20 protein-coding genes are annotated in these 20,596 nt (G+C 60.3%); 4 read left to right on the forward strand and 16 right to left on the reverse strand.

What is annotated here, in order from left to right:
- The first annotated feature begins 132 nt into the window (after nucleotides 1-132).
- The gene (locus tag JN524_RS13200; protein ID WP_139053775.1) at nucleotides 133-1,761 is read left to right on the forward strand and encodes a glucan biosynthesis protein D; all 1,629 of its coding nucleotides are present in this window, start codon (nucleotides 133-135) and stop codon (nucleotides 1,759-1,761) included.
- A 150-nt stretch (nucleotides 1,762-1,911) separates the two neighbouring features.
- On the opposite strand, the gene JN524_RS13205 is transcribed toward JN524_RS13200, so the two are convergent.
- The 4 genes from JN524_RS13205 to JN524_RS13220 all read right to left on the reverse strand — a co-directional run bounded on the left by JN524_RS13205 (nucleotide 1,912) and on the right by JN524_RS13220 (nucleotide 6,211).
- On the reverse strand, nucleotides 1,912-2,445 hold the full coding sequence (locus JN524_RS13205; protein WP_202369609.1) for a GNAT family N-acetyltransferase: 534 nt from the start codon (nucleotides 2,443-2,445) through the stop codon (nucleotides 1,912-1,914).
- An 83-nt stretch (nucleotides 2,446-2,528) separates the two neighbouring features.
- Complete coding sequence (locus tag JN524_RS13210; protein WP_202369610.1) at nucleotides 2,529-3,635, reverse strand: NADH:flavin oxidoreductase/NADH oxidase; 1,107 nt, start codon at nucleotides 3,633-3,635, stop codon at nucleotides 2,529-2,531.
- A gap of 268 nt (nucleotides 3,636-3,903) precedes the next feature.
- Complete coding sequence (recJ, locus tag JN524_RS13215; protein ID WP_202369611.1) at nucleotides 3,904-5,613, reverse strand: single-stranded-DNA-specific exonuclease RecJ; 1,710 nt, start codon at nucleotides 5,611-5,613, stop codon at nucleotides 3,904-3,906.
- Nucleotides 5,614-5,668: 55 nt separating this feature from the next.
- Nucleotides 5,669-6,211 (reverse strand): YaeQ family protein, encoded by a 543-nt coding sequence (locus JN524_RS13220; RefSeq protein ID WP_007908961.1) that lies wholly within the window; start codon nucleotides 6,209-6,211, stop codon nucleotides 5,669-5,671.
- Between the two features lie 146 nt (nucleotides 6,212-6,357).
- On the opposite strand from JN524_RS13220, the gene JN524_RS13225 reads away from it, so the two are divergent.
- Complete coding sequence (locus tag JN524_RS13225) at nucleotides 6,358-7,557, forward strand: CaiB/BaiF CoA transferase family protein (protein ID WP_202369612.1); 1,200 nt, start codon at nucleotides 6,358-6,360, stop codon at nucleotides 7,555-7,557.
- Entirely contained in the window at nucleotides 7,484-8,464 is a 981-nt protein-coding gene (locus JN524_RS13230) for a TIGR02285 family protein (RefSeq protein WP_442964272.1), read from the forward strand. Before JN524_RS13225 ends, JN524_RS13230 begins: the two co-directional genes overlap by 74 nt.
- Before the next feature lie 176 nt (nucleotides 8,465-8,640).
- On the opposite strand, the gene JN524_RS13235 is transcribed toward JN524_RS13230, so the two are convergent.
- The 7 genes from JN524_RS13235 to xerD all read right to left on the reverse strand — a co-directional run bounded on the left by JN524_RS13235 (nucleotide 8,641) and on the right by xerD (nucleotide 15,871).
- Entirely contained in the window at nucleotides 8,641-8,922 is a 282-nt protein-coding gene (locus tag JN524_RS13235; RefSeq protein ID WP_139053778.1) for a DUF3509 domain-containing protein, read from the reverse strand.
- Between the two features lie 162 nt (nucleotides 8,923-9,084).
- Nucleotides 9,085-9,492 (reverse strand): response regulator, encoded by a 408-nt coding sequence (locus JN524_RS13240; RefSeq protein WP_202369614.1) that lies wholly within the window; start codon nucleotides 9,490-9,492, stop codon nucleotides 9,085-9,087.
- A 115-nt stretch (nucleotides 9,493-9,607) separates the two neighbouring features.
- Nucleotides 9,608-10,975, reverse strand: coding sequence for a transporter substrate-binding domain-containing protein (locus JN524_RS13245; RefSeq protein ID WP_202369615.1), 1,368 nt, complete (start codon nucleotides 10,973-10,975; stop codon nucleotides 9,608-9,610).
- A 119-nt stretch (nucleotides 10,976-11,094) separates the two neighbouring features.
- Nucleotides 11,095-12,504, reverse strand: coding sequence for a threonine synthase (gene thrC / locus JN524_RS13250; RefSeq protein ID WP_027610971.1), 1,410 nt, complete (start codon nucleotides 12,502-12,504; stop codon nucleotides 11,095-11,097).
- A gap of 66 nt (nucleotides 12,505-12,570) precedes the next feature.
- Nucleotides 12,571-13,875 carry a homoserine dehydrogenase gene (locus tag JN524_RS13255; protein ID WP_007908972.1) on the reverse strand — a complete coding sequence of 435 codons (1,305 nt, stop codon included), beginning with the start codon at nucleotides 13,873-13,875 and terminating at the stop codon, nucleotides 12,571-12,573.
- A gap of 131 nt (nucleotides 13,876-14,006) precedes the next feature.
- Entirely contained in the window at nucleotides 14,007-14,738 is a 732-nt protein-coding gene (dsbC, locus tag JN524_RS13260) for a bifunctional protein-disulfide isomerase/oxidoreductase DsbC (protein ID WP_007967782.1), read from the reverse strand.
- Nucleotides 14,739-14,974: 236 nt separating this feature from the next.
- Nucleotides 14,975-15,871, reverse strand: coding sequence for a site-specific tyrosine recombinase XerD (gene xerD / locus JN524_RS13265; RefSeq protein ID WP_202369616.1), 897 nt, complete (start codon nucleotides 15,869-15,871; stop codon nucleotides 14,975-14,977).
- 108 nt (nucleotides 15,872-15,979) lie between these two features.
- Between xerD and JN524_RS13270 the strand changes: the two genes are divergently transcribed.
- Complete coding sequence (locus JN524_RS13270) at nucleotides 15,980-17,788, forward strand: cation:proton antiporter (RefSeq protein WP_202369617.1); 1,809 nt, start codon at nucleotides 15,980-15,982, stop codon at nucleotides 17,786-17,788.
- A 106-nt stretch (nucleotides 17,789-17,894) separates the two neighbouring features.
- On the opposite strand, the gene JN524_RS13275 is transcribed toward JN524_RS13270, so the two are convergent.
- The 5 genes from JN524_RS13275 to rpsP form a co-directional block, all read right to left on the reverse strand.
- Nucleotides 17,895-18,308, reverse strand: a complete 414-nt coding sequence (locus JN524_RS13275) for an acyl-CoA thioesterase (protein ID WP_041063151.1) — start codon at nucleotides 18,306-18,308, stop codon at nucleotides 17,895-17,897.
- A 149-nt stretch (nucleotides 18,309-18,457) separates the two neighbouring features.
- On the reverse strand, nucleotides 18,458-18,808 hold the full coding sequence (rplS, locus tag JN524_RS13280; protein ID WP_003175895.1) for a 50S ribosomal protein L19: 351 nt from the start codon (nucleotides 18,806-18,808) through the stop codon (nucleotides 18,458-18,460).
- Nucleotides 18,809-18,853: 45 nt separating this feature from the next.
- A complete protein-coding gene (trmD, locus tag JN524_RS13285; RefSeq protein ID WP_003221981.1) occupies nucleotides 18,854-19,606 on the reverse strand; it encodes a tRNA (guanosine(37)-N1)-methyltransferase TrmD in 753 nt (250 codons plus the stop codon).
- Nucleotides 19,607-19,609: 3 nt separating this feature from the next.
- Nucleotides 19,610-20,146, reverse strand: coding sequence for a ribosome maturation factor RimM (rimM, locus tag JN524_RS13290; protein WP_047601381.1), 537 nt, complete (start codon nucleotides 20,144-20,146; stop codon nucleotides 19,610-19,612).
- Between the two features lie 5 nt (nucleotides 20,147-20,151).
- Nucleotides 20,152-20,403, reverse strand: a complete 252-nt coding sequence (rpsP, locus tag JN524_RS13295) for a 30S ribosomal protein S16 (RefSeq protein WP_003185073.1) — start codon at nucleotides 20,401-20,403, stop codon at nucleotides 20,152-20,154.
- Nucleotides 20,404-20,596 lie beyond the last annotated feature (193 nt).

Consider the following 20,596-nt stretch of genomic DNA (forward strand, 5'->3'; position numbering starts at 1 on the left):
CGAGCGAACCGTTTAAGCTAGCCGGCATCTGTTTATAGTCCGTTGCGTTTGGCCGAAGGCTTGTCCGAACCGTAATTTCTGATCCAGCACGTGCCAGGAACGGCGCGGGATTGCTCACGACAGGTTGTATTTATGCACCGCAGGAATTTGCTCAAAGCGTCGATGGCCATTGCGGCTTACACCGGTCTCTCGGCTTCCGGCCTGCTGGCCGCCCGTGCCTGGGCCGCCAATGGTGGCGCTGCCGATGGTGAAGCGCAGGCCTTCGACTTCGAAGCGCTCAAGCGCCAGGCCAAGCAACTGGCCGGCTCGGCTTATCAGGACAGCAAACAGGTGCTGCCGCCAACGCTGGCGACCATGACCCCGCAAAATTTCAACGCGATCCGCTACGACGGCGATCATTCGTTGTGGAAAGAAAACAAGGGTCAGCTGGACGTGCAGTTCTTCCACGTCGGTATGGGTTTCCGTCAACCGGTGCGCATGTACAGCGTCGACCCCAAGACCCGCACCGCCCGCGAAGTGCATTTCCGCCCGACGCTGTTCAACTACGAAAACACCTCGGTCGATACCCAGCAGCTCAAGGGTGACCTGGGCTTTGCCGGTTTCAAGCTGTTCAAGGCGCCGGAGCTGGATCGGCATGACGTGGTGTCGTTCCTCGGCGCCAGTTATTTCCGCGCAGTGGATGCGACTGGCCAATATGGCCTCTCCGCTCGCGGCCTGGCCGTCGACACCTACGCGAAAAAGCGCGAAGAATTCCCGGACTTCACTAAATTCTGGTTCGAGACCCCGGATCAGAACGCCACGCGTTTTGTGGTCTATGCGCTGCTCGACTCGCCGAGCGCCACCGGTGCCTACCGCTTCGACATCGATTGCCAGGCCGAGCGCGTGGTGATGGAGATCGACGCCCACATCAACGCGCGTACCGCCATCGAACAACTGGGCATCGCACCGATGACCAGCATGTTCAGCTGCGGCACCCACGAACGCCGCATGTGCGACACCATCCACCCGCAGATTCACGACTCCGATCGCCTGGCGATGTGGCGCGGCAACGGCGAGTGGATCTGCCGTCCGCTGAACAACCCGGCGACCCTGCAGTTCAACGCGTTCGCCGACACCGATCCGAAGGGCTTCGGTCTGGTGCAGACCGACCACGAATTCGCCAACTATCAGGACACCGTTGACTGGTACAGCAAACGCCCGAGCCTGTGGGTCGAGCCTACAACCGCGTGGGGCGAAGGCTCCATCGATCTGCTGGAAATTCCTACCACCGGCGAAACGCTCGATAACATCGTCGCGTTCTGGACGCCGAAGAAGCCAGTGGCCGCCGGCGACTCGCTGAACTATGGCTACAAGCTCTACTGGAGCGCCCTGCCACCGGTCGGCACGCCGCTGGCGCGGGTGCATGCGACCCGTTCGGGCATGGGTGGCTTCGTCGAAGGCTGGGCACCGGGCGAGCATTACCCGCCGGTCTGGGCCCGTCGCTTCGCCGTGGACTTCACCGGTGGTGGCCTGGATCGCCTGCCGCAGGGCACCGGGATCGAACCGGTGGTCACTTGCTCCAATGGCAAGGTCCAGGACTTCAGCGTGCTGGTGCTCGATGACATCAAGGGTTACCGGATCCTGTTCGACTGGTACCCGACCAGCGACAGCGTCGACCCGGTGGAACTGCGCCTGTTCATCCGCACCAATGACCGCACATTGAGCGAGACCTGGCTGTACCAGTACTTCCCGCCGGCGCCGGACAAGCGCAAGTATCCTTGATGATGTGAGGCGCCTGCATGGGCCTCTACATTGGTTTTGAGCAAAACGAATCCCTGTAGGAGCTGCCGAAGGCTGCGATCTTTTGATCTTGTTCATGCCCCGTGAAAGTCAAAAGATCGCAGCCTTCGGCAGCTCCTACAGGGAATGTTGTCAGCCGAGAGGACAGTGCAAATGGATATCGCAGGGTTCCAGGGCAAACAGTTCAGGATCTGCCTGATCAACCAACCGGCAACCCTGACGCTGATAAAACTCCACGGTATTGCGCGATTCGGTGGCTGAGACATACAACGCCTGGGCACCGAAGCGCCATCCCTGCTCACAGGCCAGCGCAAACAACTTCGCCCCCAGCCCTTGCCCGCGGTAATCACGGCTGATGTGCAGAAACTTCAACTGGCGCATGCTCAACCCCTGATTGTGAATAACCCGGTTATCCACAACCACCGCCGCGACCAGTGCCAGCCCATCGAAAACCCCGTACAACCAGCCACCGCGCCGCAAGCACTTCTCCAGCGCCAGCGCGTTTTCCTCTGCTTCCCCTTCCGGCCAGCCACGCATGTTGAAATGTACCGGGTACAGAATCAGCTCACCGTTTTCCAGCCGATAACATTCCTCCACCAGCTCGCTACGGTCGATCTGCGCCAGCAACGGCAAGTCGTGTTCGGTCAGTTCTCGTTCGATCAACATGCTCGACTTCCTTGGCAAATGGCAGGCAAGAAAAAACCCGCCGGTTCAATGGCGGGTTTTATAGACGTTGCGCCGGCTTGAAATCAATCGCGCAGGTCAGACTCGTGGATCGGCTGATCACGATGGGTCGCGCGCTGATACTGCGCCGGCCACACCGCTTTGCGCCCGCCCAGATCATCGTCGGCATGCAGCGGCCAGTACGGATCCCGCAGCAGTTCACGGGCGAGGAAGATGATGTCGGCCTGACAGGTGCGCAGAATGTGCTCAGCCTGCGCTGGCTCGGTAATCATGCCGACGGTGCCGGTGGCGATGCCCGACTCCTTGCGCACCCGTTCGGCGAAGCGCGTCTGATAACCCGGCCCCACCGGAATCTCGGCGTTGGCGGCGGTACCACCGGAGGAGACGTCGATCAGGTCCGCTCCCAGTGCCTTGAGGCGGCGCGCCAGCTCCACGGTTTCATCCGGGTTCCAGCCGTCTTCGACCCAGTCGGTGGCCGACACCCGGACAAACACCGGCAACTCTTGAGGCCAGACCTCGCGCACGGCCTCGGTGACTTGCAACACCAGCCGAATACGATTTTCGAACGAACCACCGTATTGATCGCGGCGCTGATTGCTCAATGGCGACAGAAACTGATGCAGCAGATAACCGTGGGCGGCATGCACTTCGACCACGCTGAAACCTGCGGTCAACGCACGTTTGGCCGCAGCAACGAACGCCTGGATGACTTCGGCGATCTGAGCTTCATCGAGCTGCTTGGGTTGCGTGTGTTGCGGGTCGAAAGCAATCGGCGACGGCCCGACCGGGATCCAGCCGCCATCCTCCGGTTTGACGCTACCGTGTTTGCCGATCCATGGCCGATGGGTGCTGGCCTTGCGCCCGGCGTGGGCCAGTTGAATGCCAGCAACCGCGCCCTGAGCCGTAATGAAACGGGTGATGCGTTGCAGCGGTTCGATCTGTTCGTCGTTCCACAAACCGAGGTCTTCGGCGGTGATCCGCCCGTCGGCGGTGACCGCCGTGGCCTCGGTGAAAATCAGGCCGGCACCGCCCACCGCACGGCTGCCCAGGTGCACCAGATGCCAGTCGTTGGCCAGACCGTCGACGCTGGAATACTGGCACATCGGCGACACGGCGATGCGGTTGGGCAGGGTCAGTTGGCGAAGGATAAAGGGTTCGAGCAGCAGACTCATGGGGCACCTCTCAAATCAGTGGGCAGGCTCCAGGGTTCTGTTTGAAAAGTCGACGAGTGACAGGAAATGGTGCAGCACCCGCCCCCGCGGGCAAAAAATTCGACAAGACGTCACAAGGCCAATCAAGCAGTGCTTAGAGCCTAGTCGACAACCGGGGATGAGGGAGGGTTCAGAGTGATTCAGTGTGTGAAAGGGTGCTTTCGCGAGCAGGCTCGCTCCCACAAAGACAACACCGTGCCTGTGGGAGCGAGCCTGCTCGCGAATGGCGTCAGCGCGGTTCGATGTGGGCAATCATCAGTTGCACCGTCTCGTTGCCCCGAAATTCGTTGACGTCGAGTTTGTAGGCCAGTTCGACCCACTGAATGGTCGGGTTCGGCCAGACATCACGGTCAATGCCGAAAGCGATGCCATCCAGCTTCACCGACCCGCACTCGCTTTTCAGCACCACTTTCAGGTGCCGCTCGCCAACCACCCGCTGCTCGATCAACTGGAACACGCCGTGGAACAGCGGCTCCGGAAAGTGCTGGCCCCAAGGCCCGGCATGGCGCAGGGCGCGGGCCAGTTCCAGATGGAATTCCTCGACCGCCAGCGTGCCATCCGAAAGCATGCGCCCGGTCAGGTCCTCCTCACGAAGTTGCCGACGCACTTCGGCATCGAAAGCCTCGGCGAACAGCGGAAAATTCTCCTGCGGCAAGGTCAGGCCGGCCGCCATCGCATGGCCACCGTACTTGGCGATCAGGTTCGGATGCTGCGCCGCCACCACGCTCAAAGCATCGCGAATGTGGAAACCCTGCACCGAACGCCCCGAGCCCTTGAGTAAACCGTCACCGGCATCGGCGAAGGCAATCGTCGGGCGGAAATAACGCTCTTTCATCCGCGAAGCGAGAATGCCGATCACGCCCTGGTGCCACTCGGGATCGAACAGGCACAGGCCGAACGGCATCGATTCCACCGGCAAATCCTTGAGCTGGGCCAGCGCCTCTCGCTGCATGCCCTGCTCGATGGATTTGCGATCCTGGTTCATGCCGTCCAGTTGCGCAGCCATTTCCCGCGCCAGATTGGCATCGGCGGTGAGCAGGCATTCAATGCCGAGGCTCATGTCATCCAGGCGCCCCGCCGCATTCAGGCGCGGGCCGACGATGAAACCCAGGTCGGTGGAGGTAATCCGCGCCGCGTCACGCTTGGCCACTTCAAGAATCGCCTTGATCCCCGGCCGTGCGCGCCCGGCGCGAATCCGCTCCAGCCCCTGATGCACCAGAATCCGATTGTTGGCGTCCAGCGGCACCACGTCGGCAACGCTGCCCAGCGCCACCAGATCCAGCAGTTCGCCGATGTTCGGCTGCGGCTTGCTCTCGTACCAGCCGAGGCTGCGCAGGCGTGCACGCAAGGCCATCAACACGTAGAAAATCACCCCGACCCCGGCCAGCGCCTTGCTCGGAAACTCGCAGCCGGGCTGGTTTGGGTTGACCAACGCATCGGCCAGCGGCAGTTCATCGCCGGGCAAGTGGTGGTCGGTGATCAACACCTTGAGCCCGGCCTTCTTCGCCGCCGCCACGCCTTCGACGCTGGAGATGCCGTTGTCGACAGTGATCAGCAACTGCGGCTCGCGGGTCAGGGCAACCTCGACGATTTCCGGGGTCAGGCCATAGCCGTATTCGAAGCGGTTCGGCACCAGATAATCGACATGCGCCGCGCCCAGCAGACGCAAGCCGAGCACGCCGACCGTACTGGCCGTCGCGCCATCGGCGTCGAAGTCACCGACGATCAGAATCCGTTGACGCTGCTCCAGCGCCGTCACCAGCAGATCCACCGCCGCCTCGATGCCCTTGAGCTGCTGGAACGGAATCAGCCGCGCCAGACTTTTATCCAGCTCCGCCTCGGACTGCACACCCCGCGCCGCGTACAAACGGGTCAGCAAAGGTGGCAGGTCACCGAGAAACGGCAGCGTGGCAGGCAACGGTCGAGGATCAATACGCATGGGGTAACGGAAACTTCTCTTGAATACGTGGGATTAATCAGTGAACGACGCAGGATCAGCCGCGTTCACCTTGCAGCCATTGCAACTGGACTTCATGCTGACCGCGGTCGTCGGTGACGAAGATCGTACCTTCACTGATCATCACGTCCCACTTGATGACGCGCGGCATGTCCTTGGCCAGGGTTTCCAGCACTTCCTGCGGCACAGCGGCGATGTTGACGTTCTTCAGGTTCTTGATTGCCGGGATCACTTTGGTTTCCCACACGCGCAGGCTGCCATAGGCCAGCAGGCTGGTGCGTTCGGTGCGACGCGAGCACCAGGTCAGGCGATCAGCGTCTGGCTGACCGACTTCGATCCAGTGCAGAACGCGGTCATCCAGGCTTTTTTCCCACAGCGCAGGTTCATCCACGTCCGACAGACCACGGCCAAACGACAACTGCTCGTTGTACCAGAGGGCGTAGGCCAGCAGCCGCACGGTCATGCGCTCTTCGGTTTCCGAAGGGTGACGGGCGATGGTCTGCTTGACGCTCTCGTAGACGCTGCGGTCGAGGTCGGTGAGGTTCAGTTCGAATTTGTAAGTGGTAGACGGCTGGGCCATGAACGGGCTTCTTGATACGAGGAAAGTCGGCAAGTCTAACCGATGCCGTAGGCAATCATCGAATTGATGGCGATCAACCTGCGGCGTCTGACAGCCGGCTATGTTAAAACGCTGTATCCGCTCAGCCTTGTCCTACAGGATTCAGTATGCCGTTCGCCAACAAACCGCTCAGCGGTGTGAAAGTCATTGAATTGGGTACGTTGATTGCCGGGCCGTTCGCCTCGCGCATTTGCGGCGAGTTCGGCGCCGAAGTGATCAAGATCGAATCGCCCGACGGCGGTGATCCGCTGCGCAAGTGGCGCAAATTGTATGAAGGCACTTCGCTGTGGTGGTTCGTCCAGGCGCGCAACAAAAAGTCGCTGACGCTGAACCTCAAGCACCCCGAGGGTCTGGCGATCCTGAAAAAACTCCTTGGCGAAGCCGACATCCTGATCGAAAACTTTCGCCCCGGTGTCCTGGAAAAACTCGGGCTGAGCTGGGAAACCCTGCATGCCCTGAACCCGAAACTGGTGATGGTGCGCCTCTCGGGTTTCGGCCAGACCGGGCCGATGAAGGATCAACCGGGCTTCGGCGCGGTCGGCGAGTCCATGGGCGGTTTGCGCTACATCACCGGTTTCGAGGACCGGCCCCCGGTGCGCACCGGGATTTCCATCGGCGACTCGATAGCCGCGTTGTGGGGCGTGATCGGCGCGCTGATGGCGCTGCGTCATCGCGAGGTCAACGGCGGTCTCGGCCAGGTGGTCGATGTCGCGTTGTACGAGGCGATTTTCGCCATGATGGAAAGCATGGTGCCGGAGTTCGACGTGTTCGGCTTCATCCGCGAGCGCACCGGCAACATCATGCCGGGCATCACGCCGTCATCGATCCATACCAGCGCCGACGGCAAGCATGTGCAGATCGGCGCCAATGGCGACGCGATCTTCAAGCGCTTCATGCTGATCATCGGCCGGGAGGATCTGGCCAACGACCCGACACTGGCGAGCAACGACGGGCGCGACAGTCGCCGTGACGAGTTGTATGGCGTGATCGACCGCTGGGTCAATTCGCTGCCGCTGCAAAGCGTGCTCGACCTGCTCAATCAGGCGGAAGTGCCGGCCAGCCGGATCTTCAGTGCCGAGGACATGTTCAGCGATCCGCAGTACCTCGCCCGGGAAATGTTCCTGCAGGCGAAACTGCCGGACGGCAAGCCTTTCAAGATGCCGGGCATCGTGCCGAAACTCTCTGAGACACCGGGCACTTCCGAATGGGTCGGGCCGCAGCTCGGTGAACACAATGCGCAGGTACTGCGCGATCTTGGCTACGACGAACAGCAGATCGCCCGGTTGCGCACAGACGGAGCTATTTAACCTGAAACATCGGCAGACATTGGACGCCAACCGCGCCCACCACTGGTGGACGTGGCGGCTGTTCGGCCTGTTGTTTCTGCTCGCCCTGCCCGCCTGGGCGCAAGCGAAACCCACGCTGGTCTGGCTGTTGCGCGACCTGCCGCCCCTGACCATCTTCGAAGGCCCGAAAAAGGGCCAGGGTGTGATCGATCAACTGATGCCAATGCTGATCGCCGGCATGCCGCAATACGAACACACGCTGATGCGGGTCAATCGCGCCCGCGGCATGCAAATGCTGCAAGAGCCGTCCTTCACCTGCGACCCCTCGCTGATCTGGAGCAAGGAGCGCACGCAATGGATCGCCTTCTCTATCCCGGCGTTTCGCGCTGTCAGTAATGGTCTGGTGGTGCGTCAGAAGGATCGCAATGTTCTGGCGCCGTACCTGACCGACGGTGAAGTCGATCTGACCGCATTTCTGGCCAACGGCGAAACCAAGGTCGGAGTCGTCGCCGAGCGCAGTTACGGCGAGTATCTCGACACTCTACTCAAGCAGGCTCCCAGCGGTGCACTGACGCCGCATTATGGCAACGACGCCCTGAGCAGCCTGCTGTCGATGCAGCGCCTGGGGCGTCTGCAAGTGGTGCTGGGTTACTGGCCGGAGATCCGCTATCAGGCGCAGCAGGCGCAAATTGCCGAAGACGAACTGGTGTTCTATCCGATTCGCGGCACCGGCAAGTATCTGTCTGGTTACGTCGGGTGTTCCGATACGCCCCAGGGCCGTCAGGCGATCACTGAGATCAACCAACTGCTGCGGACCTTGCCCCATGAACCACTGAACCAGTCGTACGCCGACTGGCTGGACCCCGAAATGCGCGCGGATTACCTGCAACAGGCGCGGACTTTTTTCGAGCAGCAGGCCGCGCAATAAAAACCTGCGGGCAAAAAGAAACCCCGAGAAGTGGGGAGACGACTCGGGGTTAAACGCGGTCTACATAAAGACCCGTAGCAGCAAGCGACAAGCACCGGAGCACAATGCTTGATCCTGCTGTTACGGGGTCTGACTGACGGGAATGCAGGAAGGTTCCCACAAAAAATATTTCATCTTCACAATGCCGCGCGCTTATCCAGTGCTGCATTGCGCAAGGCCGCGATCACACAGGGCTCCAGCCGCCCTTCGGCGATCAGCACATCACGGTGCAAACCGTCGACCACATCTGTCAGCAGGCGTTTGTCGCTCAACTGCGCCTGATTGAATTCGCGCTCCACCACGAGGGCGCCGTTGCTGTTCTTCAGCGTCACCAGGCATTCGCCATGGGTGCCACACGGAGTCAACGTCACCTGATACGGGCTCAGAGCCTCACCGAGCAATAGACTGATACTTTCCATCTCGATCTCCACTCAATAGTCCGAAAACATTGTGCCTGGGGCGTGTTCACAATAAATGACCACCGGCCCGAGAAGAAAGTTCTGAATACCGCGCTGCTCCCGGAGCAGTTAGCGGTCTGTCAGAGCATGCACGGTGAAGATGACAGAAACATAACCATTGGCTCAAGCCCGCACCGGGTGGGCTGCCGCTTGCAGGTAGCTGTCCAGCAGCCCGCGCATCAGCACTGCTGAAACCGGCGTTTGCAAACGCCCCAGCAATTTCAGCTCGTGCTCGTGGAGCAGGCTTTCGAGATCGCTCAACAGGCCCGGTGGCGTCCGGCCCAGCAGAATGAGCGCCCTGGCTTGCTGTTCGGTCGCCAGATGGCGGATCAACGCCAGCCCCTCACCGCCTCGTAATTGTGGATCGCAGATTGCAATGTCGACCTGGGAACGGCGCTCCAGCGAGCACTTGGCTGATGCCAGCGATGGCGCTGTCAGCACGTCGTAAATGCCGACGGCGTTGAGCATCTGGTGCAAAGCCATCATTTGATAGGGGTCAGGTTCGAGAATCAGGACTTTGAGCGAGCGCAAGGGCGGCCTCCGGGACAGCAATCGCGGATTTCCCGCAGTTGGCATCCACTCTAGGGCAGCCTCCTTCAGCCTCCCATCGGAAAAGGCGGCGCGCCGTATAGGAACTTTCCTAACTTTAGCCTGGACTTAATCCCGCTATGTCATTGCGCCGGGTGATGTCAGTCCAGCCACCGAGCAAGCCGCGCAATTCACCGTCCGCGCTATAGAACGGCACTGTCCACTGATAAATCTCCCGGGTCCCCGTATTGAACTGTAACCAGCGTTTGCTGAAGCGTGTCCGGCGTGTGCGCAACTGGGCCATGAACTCACCATGGAGCAGGCTGGCAGTGGTTGGCGGCAGCACCTCGAGATCAATCAGGCGCCGCCCCTGAACCTGGTCGAAACGGATCGACAGCGCTTCTTCATAGCTTTTGTTGCACAGGATCAGGCGCCCCTCCAGATCCCGCACGAACACTGGATCAGGCATCGCATCAATCAGCGCACGCTGGAACACCAGTTGATCCCCCAGGTGCCTTTGCACTTCGCTGCGCTGCTTGATCACAACTGCCAGCCGACGATTCCAGATCAGCGACAGGATCAAAAAAACACTGCCGGCGAACAGCCCCCAGCAGCCGAGCCGGGCCACTAGCTGTTGATCGGCTGACGCCCGTTTCGGGTGAAGACCACCCAGCCACTTCAGGCGTATGGCCCGTAACTCGGTCGCGGGAAAGGCTTCAAGGGCCTTGTTCAGTATGCTCAAGAGCTCTGGTTGCCCCTTGCGCAAGGTCAGATGATCGGCTTCCCATTTACCCTCCAGCAACTCGCCAACCTTAAGCAGGCCGGACGGATACAGTTGCGAACCGATTTCATTTTCGATCGTGGCGTAGGCCTCCCCACTTTCAACCAGCGCCCGTGCCTCGGCGTAGGTTTTGACCGAACGGATTTCGATGGAGGGATAATCGCGCCGAATGACGCTTTCCAGCGCGTGCCGCGTCGGTAGCACCAGAACCCGTTTGCTCAGTTGCGCAAATGAGCGCACGACCGGTTGATCCACGTGTCCGACGAAAACCCAGCCAGCACCGCCAAACGCGTGGCTGAAATCCAGGGCCGACTTGCGTTCATCATTCATTGCCAGGGTCGTGGTCATGTCCGCCAAGCCGCTTTCGAGGCGCTCAAGCAACTGATCGGTGGAAAACGTTTCGTGGTAAACGAATTGCAACCCGGTCATGGCGCTGATACGCCTGAGCACATCACTGTTCAGGCCACTCCAGTGGCCGTGCTCGTCCTGGAACAGGTACAACGGATATTGCACGGACGCGACGATGACCCTGGGGTTGTCGCGAACCCATTGGCGCTCGTGCTCGTCCAGAGCGATGGGCGCGACGTTCAGCGGCTCCTCGTGGTGCAACGCCAGTTGCGCCGCCGTGACCGGACGCCAGCAACTCAGCAGGCAAACTAAAAAAAAGCCGTTCAGGGTGTATTTCCATCCTCTCTCAAACTGCATTGCCACTTCCTTCGTGATCGACTCACCCGTCTTACGTGGGCGAAAACCCGAGCAGTGTGGCAGCAGAAACAAAAAAGCCCGTCAGGAGACGGGCTTCAAAATGTGACAGCTTTTTCGACTTACAGCGGCTTGCCACGGTTGCCATGCTGGCTGACAAAGGCCTGTACGGCTTTCAGTTCGTTCGGCAAAACGGTGCAGCGCTCGTTTCGCTCAAACAAATCAGAAAGATGTGCAGGCAGTTCGAGAGCTTTTCCTACACCCGCTTTCTCCACGGCATCCGGGAATTTCACCGGATGTGCAGTGCCCAGAATCACCATCGGGATGTCCAGGCTGCGACGGCATTCGCGGGCGGCCTTGACGCCAATGGCGGTGTGCGGATCCAGCACTTCGCCGCACTGCGCGTAGACTTCAGCGATGGTTTCGCAGGTTTGCGCATCGTCCACGGCCAGCGAGTCGAAGAGCTTGCGGGCTTCGGTCCAGCGCTCTTGCTCGACGCTGAAACCACCGCCCTGCTTGAACGAATCCATCAAACCGGCGATGGCCGCGCCGTTGCGACCGTGCAGGTCGAACAGCAGACGTTCGAAGTTCGACGAAACCATGATGTCCATCGACGGCGACAGCGTGGCGTGCAAGGTTTCCTTGACGTACTGGTTGCCGCTCATGAAGCGGTGCAGGATGTCGTTGCGGTTGGTGGCGACGATCAACTGGTTGATTGGCAGGCCCATGTTGCGCGCCAGGTAACCGGCGAAGATGTCGCCGAAGTTGCCGGTCGGTACCGAGAACGCCACCGAACGCGCCGGGCCGCCCAGTTGCAGGGCTGCGTGGAAGTAGTAGACGATCTGGGCCATGATCCGCGCCCAGTTGATCGAGTTCACCGCTACCAGGCGCGTGCCCTTGAGGAAGCTCTGGTCGGCGAAGCTGTTCTTGACCATTTCCTGGCAGTCATCGAAGTTGCCTTCGATGGCGATGTTGTGGATGTTCTCGCCGACAATCGTCGTCATCTGCCGACGCTGCACTTCGGACACACGGTTGTGCGGGTGCAGGATGAAGATGTCGACGTTTTCGCAGTGCTTGCAGCCTTCGATGGCGGCCGAACCGGTGTCACCCGAGGTGGCACCGACGATGACCACGCGCTCGCCGCGCTTTTCCAGCACGTAATCGAGCAGACGACCGAGCAGTTGCAGGGCGAAATCCTTGAACGCCAGGGTCGGGCCGTGGAACAGCTCGAGCACCCATTCGTTGCCGTTGAGCTGACGCAGCGGCGCAACAGCGCTGTGCGAGAACACACCGTAGGTTTCTTCGAGGATCTTTTTGAAATCGGCGTCCGGGATGCTGCCGGTGACAAACGGGCGCATGACCCGGAAAGCCAGCTCGTGATACGGCAGGCCGGCCCAGGAAGCGATTTCTTCCTGGGTGAAACGTGGCAGGTTTTCCGGGACGTACAGACCGCCGTCAGTGGCCAGACCGGCCAGCAGGACGTCTTCGAAATTCAGGGCCGGTGCCTGGCCGCGGGTACTGATGTAACGCATGACTGACTCCAATGGAGAGTGTGCACAACAGTGGCCCCTTTCACGGGGCCATTGCAGGACAACGACTTAGTTCAGGTGCTCGACGCGGATCCGCACAACCGGACCATTCACGCCGGCCAGGGCTTCGAGGGCGGCGATCGCATCGTTGATACGCTGCTCGACCACGCGGTGGGTCAGCAGGATCATCGGTACCAGACCGTCGTGTTCCTCGACTTCCTTCTGCATGATCGACTCGATGTTGATGCCGCGCTCCGAGAGGATGCTCGCCACCTGAGCCAGTACGCCCGGATGGTCCTTGGCCTGGATGCGCAGGTAGTAGGCGCTTTCGCAGGCTTCGATCGGCAGGATCGGATGCGCCGACAGCGAGTCGGGCTGGAAGGCCAGGTGCGGCACGCGGTTTTCCGGATCGGACGTCATGGCGCGAACCACGTCCACCAGGTCGGCGATCACCGACGACGCGGTCGGCTCCATGCCGGCACCGGCGCCGTAGAACAGTGTCGAACCGGCGGCGTCACCGTTGACCATCACGGCGTTCATCACGCCGTTGACGTTGGCGATCAGACGATCGGCCGGGATCAGCGTCGGGTGTACGCGCAGCTCGATGCCGGCAGCGGTGCTGCGCGCCACGCCGAGGTGCTTGATGCGGTAGCCCAGCGCTTCGGCGTAGTTCACGTCAGCGGTGGTCAGCTTGGTGATGCCTTCGGTGTAGGCCTTGTCGAATTGCAGCGGAATGCCGAACGCGATGGAGGCCAGAATCGTCAGTTTGTGCGCGGCGTCGATGCCTTCGACGTCGAAGGTCGGATCGGCTTCGGCGTAGCCCAGCGCTTGCGCTTCGGCCAGCACGTCTTCGAAGGTGCGACCCTTCTCGCGCATTTCGGTGAGGATGAAGTTGCCGGTGCCGTTGATGATCCCGGCGACCCAGTTGATGCGGTTGGCGGACAGGCCTTCACGGATCGCCTTGATCACCGGAATGCCACCGGCCACGGCCGCTTCGAATGCCACGATCACGCCTTTCTCTCGTGCCTTGGCGAAAATCTCATTACCGTGAACGGCGATCAGTGCCTTGTTCGCGGTGACCACATGCTTGCCATTCTCGATGGCCTTGAGTACCAGCTCGCGGGCAACGGTGTAGCCGCCCATCAGCTCTATGACGATGTCGATCTCAGGGTTCGTGGCCACTTCGAAGACATCGTTGGTAATCGCAATACCGGTCGTCTGGAACTGAGGCTTTGGCGTGCGCATGGCAATTTGTGCCACTTCGATCCCACGCCCGGCACGACGAGCAATTTCCTCGGCGTTGCGCTGAAGTACGTTGAAGGTACCGCCACCGACGGTCCCTAACCCACAGATGCCTACTTTGACCGGATTCACTGTGAACTCCCCATGAAACGGCCGACGCAAGGTCGGCCGGAAAACAACCGCGTGTTCGCGGCTCTCTATTAATGGCCCGGCGATGTTGCTGCCGGACCATGATCGTCAACGGCGGACCGTGACGATGCGAATTACTTGGCGCCCAGCGCCAGTTTGGCGACTTGTGGCGCCGGCTGGTAGCCCGGAATGACCTGTCCGTCGGCCAAAACGATAGCCGGTGTGCCGTTCACGCCGATCGACTGACCGAGCGCGAACTGCTTGGAAACCGGGTTCGCGCACTTGGCGGCCTTGATTTCCTTGCCATCAACCATTTTGTCCATGGCGGCTTTCTTGTCGGTCGAGCACCACACGGCCTGCAATTGCTCGTCACCCGGCGAACCGAGGCCTTGACGCGGGAACGCCACGTAACGCACTTCGATGCCGCGTTTGTTCAGCTCAGGCACTTCGGCGTGCAGCTTGTGGCAGTACGGGCAGGTGGTGTCGGTGAACACGGTGATGTGCGATTTGGTCTCGCCCACCGCCGGATACACCACGGTTTCGGCCACTGGAATGGCATTGATCAGTTTGGAGATGCCCAGGCGTTCGGTTTTCTCGGTCAGGTTGACCGGTTTGCCGTCCTTGAGCTGAAACAGGTAGCCCTGAACGATGTACTGGCCATCAGCGCTGGCATACAGCACGCGGCTGCCCTTGAGCTTGACTTCATACATGCCCGGCAACGGGCTGGCACTGATGCTTTCTACCGGAACCTCGAGTTCGAGTTTTTCCAGGCTTTGACGAATGGCTTTGTCGGCCGCGTCATCGGCGACGGCAAAGGTGCTGACCAACGCAATGGCTGCGGCGGCGAAAATCTGGGTCAGACGCATGAGAACTCCTGAAGGCGGACAAATGAAACGGTCAGAACGCCCGTGCCGGAACACCGGGTCATAACCGTCCATCGTGCAAACCGGCAAAGCCTACCACATAAGGCTCGCATGGCCGAATGCGCCTGACACAAGACATGTAGGAGCTGCCGAAGGCTGCGATCTTTTGACTTTGCTTTTGGAATCACAAGCAAGATCAAAAGATCGCAGCCTTCGGCAGCTCCTACAGGGGACTGTGTTCAGCCGCGCGGGTGGTGTTTGGCGTGGAGGTCTTGCAGGCGCGCACGGGCGACATGGGTGTAAATCTGCGTGGTCGACAGGTCACTGTGCCCCAGCAGCATCTGCACCACCCGCAGATCGGCGCCGTGGTTGAGCAGATGCGTGGCGAAGGCGTGACGCAAAGTGTGCGGCGACAGCGATTTGCCGATCCCGGCGACCTTGGCCCAATGCTTGATCCGGTGCCAGAAGGTCTGACGGGTCATTTGTTCGCCGCGCTGGCTGGGGAACAGCACATCGCTGGGGCGCCCGCCGAGCAGCTCGCTGCGACCATCGCGCATGTAGCGCTCGATCCAGACGATTGCCTCCTCGCCCATCGGCACCAGGCGCTCCTTGCTGCCCTTGCCCATCACCCGCAGCACGCCCTGACGCAGGTTGACCTGCTCCAGCGTCAGGCTGACCAGTTCGGTCACCCGCAGACCACAGGCATACAACACCTCAAGCATGGCGCGGTCACGCTGGCCGATGGCTTCGCTCAGATCCGGCGCCTTGAGCAACGCCTCGACGTCGGCTTCCGATAACGACTTGGGCAGCGGTCTGCCCAGTTGCGGCATGTCGACGCGCAAGGTCGGATCGACCGTAATCAGCTTTTCTCGCAGCAGATAGCGATAAAAACCACGCACACCGGAAAGAAATCTGGCGGTGGAACGCGGCTTGTAGTTCTGCTCCAGGCGCCAGGACAGGTGATCGAGGATCAACTCACGACCGGCATTGATCAGCTCGAGGTTTTTCTCCTGCAGCCAGCCGTTGAACAGCGCCAGATCGCTGCGGTAGGCGCCGCGGGTGTTGTCGGACAGGCCTTTTTCCAGCCACAGGGTGTCGAGGAATTGGTCAATCAGTGGATGGTCGATGGCAGGCATGGGCGCTCAAGGCACACAACCTCCGGGGCTGTGCGCAAATGTAGAGTGAACTGTAGGAATGGCCGCTAGTCTTTCATAGCCCGCAATTTCAAGGAACAGGGAGCTTCAATGAACGAGCAGCAAATTCTCTTGGCATTTGGCGGGATCGGCGTCGCTGCGTTGGGTTGCCAGTGGCTGGCGTGGCGCCTGAAGCTGCCGGCGATTCTGTTTCTGTTGCTGACCGGGATACTCGCCGGGCCGGTGCTGGGCTGGCTCGACCCGCAGGAAATGTTCGGCCCATTGCTGATGCCGCTGGTGTCGCTGGCGGTCGCGTTGATCCTGTTTGAGGGCAGTCTGACCCTTCACCTGTCGGAATGGCGCGAGATCGGCAGCGTCGTGCATCGGCTGGTGACCCTCGGCGCGCTCACGACCTGGGTGGTGATTGCCGTCGCCACCCACTTCTTGCTCGGCTTCGACTGGCTGCTGGCGATCCTGTTCGGCAGCCTGACGCTGGTGACCGGACCGACGGTGATCGTGCCGATGCTGCGGGTGGTGCGGCCGAAAGCCTCGATCGCCAACATCCTGCGCTGGGAAGGCATCGTCATTGACCCGATCGGCGCCCTGCTCGCGGTGGTGGTCTACAGCTTCATCATTGCCCGCTCCGAGGGCAACGGCCTCGAACAGAGTCTGCTGACCTTCGGCGGCGTGATTGTCTGCGGCAGCGTATTCGGGGTGGTCGGCGGCTGGGTGCTGGGCACCATCATCCGTCGCCAATGGCTGCCGGAATACCTGCACAACCTCGCCTCGCTGGCAGCCGTACTGGGGATTTTCATTGCGTCGAATCAGGTGATGCACGAGTCCGGCCTGCTGGCGGTGACGCTGATGGGCATGTGGCTGGCGAACATGAAGGGCGTGGATGTGCGGCACATCCTGCACTTCAAGGAAAATCTCAGCGTGCTGCTGATTTCCGGGCTGTTCATCCTGCTCGCGGCGCGACTGGATCTGCATGCCTTGATCGGCCTCGGGCCGCTGGTGCTGATTCTGCTGCTGGTGATTCAACTGATCGCGCGCCCGCTGAACGTGCTGTTGAGCACTGCCGGCTCCAGCCTGAGCTGGCGTGAACGCGCCCTGCTGTGCTGGATCGCCCCGCGCGGGATCGTGGCGGCGGCGGTGTCGGCGATTTTCGCGATTCGTCTGGATCAGGCCGGGCACGAAGGTGCGCTGCTGCTGGTGCCGCTGACTTTCGCGGTGATCATTGGCACTGTGGTGCTGCAAAGTGCAACCGCTCGGCCACTGGCACGTTTGCTTAACGTCGCCGAACCGGCGCCGAGCGGCTTCCTGATCGTCGGTGCCAACGGCCCGGCGCGGCTGCTGGGCAAATCGTTGCAGCAACTAGGCAGTCGCGTGTTGTTGACCGATTCGAGCTGGGAGAATATTCGTGCGGCGCGCATGGAGGGTTTGCCGACGTACTTTGGTAACCCGGCTTCACAGCATGCCGATGCGCATCTGGATCTGGTGGGGCTGGGGCATCTATTGGCGTTATCGCCTTCAGGCGAGCTGAATACCTTGGCGGCGATGCGTTTTCGACACGACTTTGGTCATCAACGCCTGTTTGGTCTGGCCAGTGGTCAGGAAAGCCGTCGCAGCGACAAGCACCGGGCGAGTCTTGAGCATCGCGGCAATCAACTGGGGAGCGAGGCGCTGACCTATGCCAAGCTGGCCAGCCTGATCAGCAACGGCGCCGAGGTCTACAGCACGACGCTGACCGATGGGTTTGGCTGGGAGGATTACCAGGCATTGCATGGCAATCGGGCGACGCTGCTGTTCATGCGCGATGACAGTGGCTGGGTGCATGTGGTGACGCCGGAGACCGCTTTGAAACCGGGATCCGGGTGGACGTTGCTGGCGTTGATTCAGCCGGAGGCCAGCGGTGCCTGAGCTGACGCTTCGCGAGCAGGCTCGCTCCCACAGTGATCGGAAATTGTGTCCGACACAAAACCTGTGGGAGCGAGCCTGCTCGCGAATGGCGCGACTCGGTTTCAGATCAGGCTGCAAACCCAGGCAGCACCGGCACCGGCCGCTTGTCATCATCAATAGCGACAAAGCTGAACTGCCCATGAATCGCCTTCTCGCGGCCATCGCAACTCATGCTCTCGACAAACACTTCCACCTCGACCTTGAGGCTGGTGTTGCCGACTTTGATCACCCGTCCCACCAGTTCGACGATGGAGCCGGCCGGGATCGCGTGGTTGAAGTCGATGCGGTCGGTTGAAACAGTCACCAGCGGCAGGCGGCAGAAGCGCGTGGCGGTGATGAACGACACTTCGTCCATCCATGCCAGCGCGGTGCCGCCGAACAGGGTGTTGTGGTGGTTGGTGGTCGGCGGGAAGACGGCTTTGGTCACGCGGGTTACCGAGAGTTCGGTGCGGCGCTGGATTTCCTGGTCGCGGGTGGTCATGGGTTATTGCTCGTAAATCGCGGGCTTCCGAATTGAAAGCAAGATCAAAAGATCGCAGCCTTCGGCAGCTCCTACAGGGGAGGCGGGTTGAATTGCGGGCAACAAAAAAGCAGCCCGTAGGCTGCTTTTTTCTGCATCGGAAGCTGGACTTAAGCCAGTTTTTCCTTGATGCGAGCTGCTTTACCCGACAGGTCGCGCAGGTAGTACAGCTTGGCTTTACGTACGTCACCGCGACGTTTAACAGCCATGCTGTCGATCTGCGGGGAGTAGGTCTGGAAAGTACGTTCTACGCCAACACCGTTGGAGATTTTACGAACGGTGAACGCACTGTTCACGCCGCGGTTACGCTTGGCGATTACAACGCCTTCGAACGCTTGCAGACGGGAACGATCGCCTTCCTTCACTTTCACCTGAACGACAATAGTGTCGCCTGGGGCAAAGGTAGGGATTTCTTTGGTCATCTGCTCTGCTTCGAGTGCAAGGATGATTTTGTTGGTCATGCTGTGCTCCTAAGGTAAATCAACTGATCTACCATCGATACGTTGTTAACTATCGTCCCGCTCGCGGATGTATTCCTCGAGCAGCTTCTTCTCTTCTCCAGAAAGCGAGCGGCTTTCCAGAAGATCGGCGCGTCGTTCATAGGTCCTACCAAGGGACTGCTGTAAACGCCAACGCCGGATATGCGCGTGATTGCCACTCAGCAACACGTCGGGAACACGCTGATCCGCATACACCTCAGGTCGGGTGTAGTGCGGGCAATCCAGCAGACCATCCGTAAAGGAATCTTCCTCAGCGGAATCCGCATGCCCTAAAGCTCCGGGCAGCAGTCGTGTAACCGCATCGATCATGACCATGGCCGGCAGCTCGCCGCCAGACAGTACATAGTCACCAATCGACCACTCTTCATCGACATGAGCCTCAATAAAGCGCTCGTCAATGCCTTCATAGCGGCCGGCAATCAGGATCAATGCATCCGATTTTGCCAACTCGCGTACCGCCGACTGAGTCAGTTGACGGCCTTGGGGGGACAGGTAAATCACCTTCGCCGCCTCCCCGGCTGCTGCCTTGGCCTGAACCAGAGCATCTTCCAGGGGCTTGATCTTCATCACCATGCCCGGACCACCGCCAAACGGGCGATCGTCCACAGTGTGATGCCGATCCGTCGTGTAATCCCGCGGATTCCAACAGGTCAGCTGCAACAGCCCCTGTTTGACCGCACGACTGGTAATGCCGTACTCACTGATGGCCGAGAACATCTCGGGGAACAACGTTATGACGTCTACGCGCAGGCTGGCCATTGCTTAGAAGTCCGCGTCCCATTCCACCCTCATCACGCCTGCTTCCAGGTCGATTGCCAGCACGCATTGCTCCGTATAGGGCAACAACCGCTCGCGATCATCCAGGCTGCCCGCGCAGGGCTTGACCACCAATACATCGTTCGCGCCGGTCTCCAACAGGTGATCAACCTTGCCGAACAATTGCTCGTCCTGGTTGATGACGCTCAGACCCTGCAACTGGTACCAGTAGTACTCGTCGCCTGTCAGGTTGGGCAAAAGGCTTCGCGAGATGCAAATCTCATAACCGCTCAGAAGACGGGCTTCATCGCGATCGTCGAGGCCTTTGAGCTTGGCAACCAGATCCTTTTGAGTGGATCGGCCGCTGACCAGCTCGACCTGTTTCACCACGCCTTCGCGCCGAAGCGTCCAGTTGCGGTAGTCCAACAGGTTTTCAATCGGATCGGTAAAGGAAAAGACCTTCACCTCGCCGCGAACGCCGTGAACCGAAAAAATCTTGCCGACAACGATCAGGTCATCAGCTTTTTCTGGCGTCGCGCTCATACTGCTCAGGCTGCAGCCTTGGCAGATTCCTTCAGCAACTGAGCAACACGCTCAGAAGGCTGTGCACCAACGCTCAGCCAGTAGGCTACGCGCTCTTGGTTCACGGACAGACGGATTTCCTGACCACGGGCAACAGGGTTGAAGAAACCAACCTGTTCTTTGTGGGAGCCGTCACGCGGGTTACGCGAGTCGGTTACGGTCAGGTGGTAAAACGGGCGCTTTTTGGAGCCGCCAAGGGCAAGACGGATTGTTAGCATGTGAACATCGTTCCTGTAGTCGGTGCTGCAAATCTAAATGCACAGCGGGCATGGGTGCCCGAAAGGCCGCATATTCTAAGGAATATCCGGACTTTTGCAAATGACTTTTTCCGGCGCCTATGGCATGCCGTGCGGATTTGCATATAGAGCCGTCGATGAAAACGGCCAGTCAGCTCCCGCCGAGTGCGGGTTT

Source organism: Pseudomonas sp. MWU318 (assembly GCF_016756945.1).
Classification (GTDB): domain Bacteria; phylum Pseudomonadota; class Gammaproteobacteria; order Pseudomonadales; family Pseudomonadaceae; genus Aquipseudomonas; species Aquipseudomonas putida_A.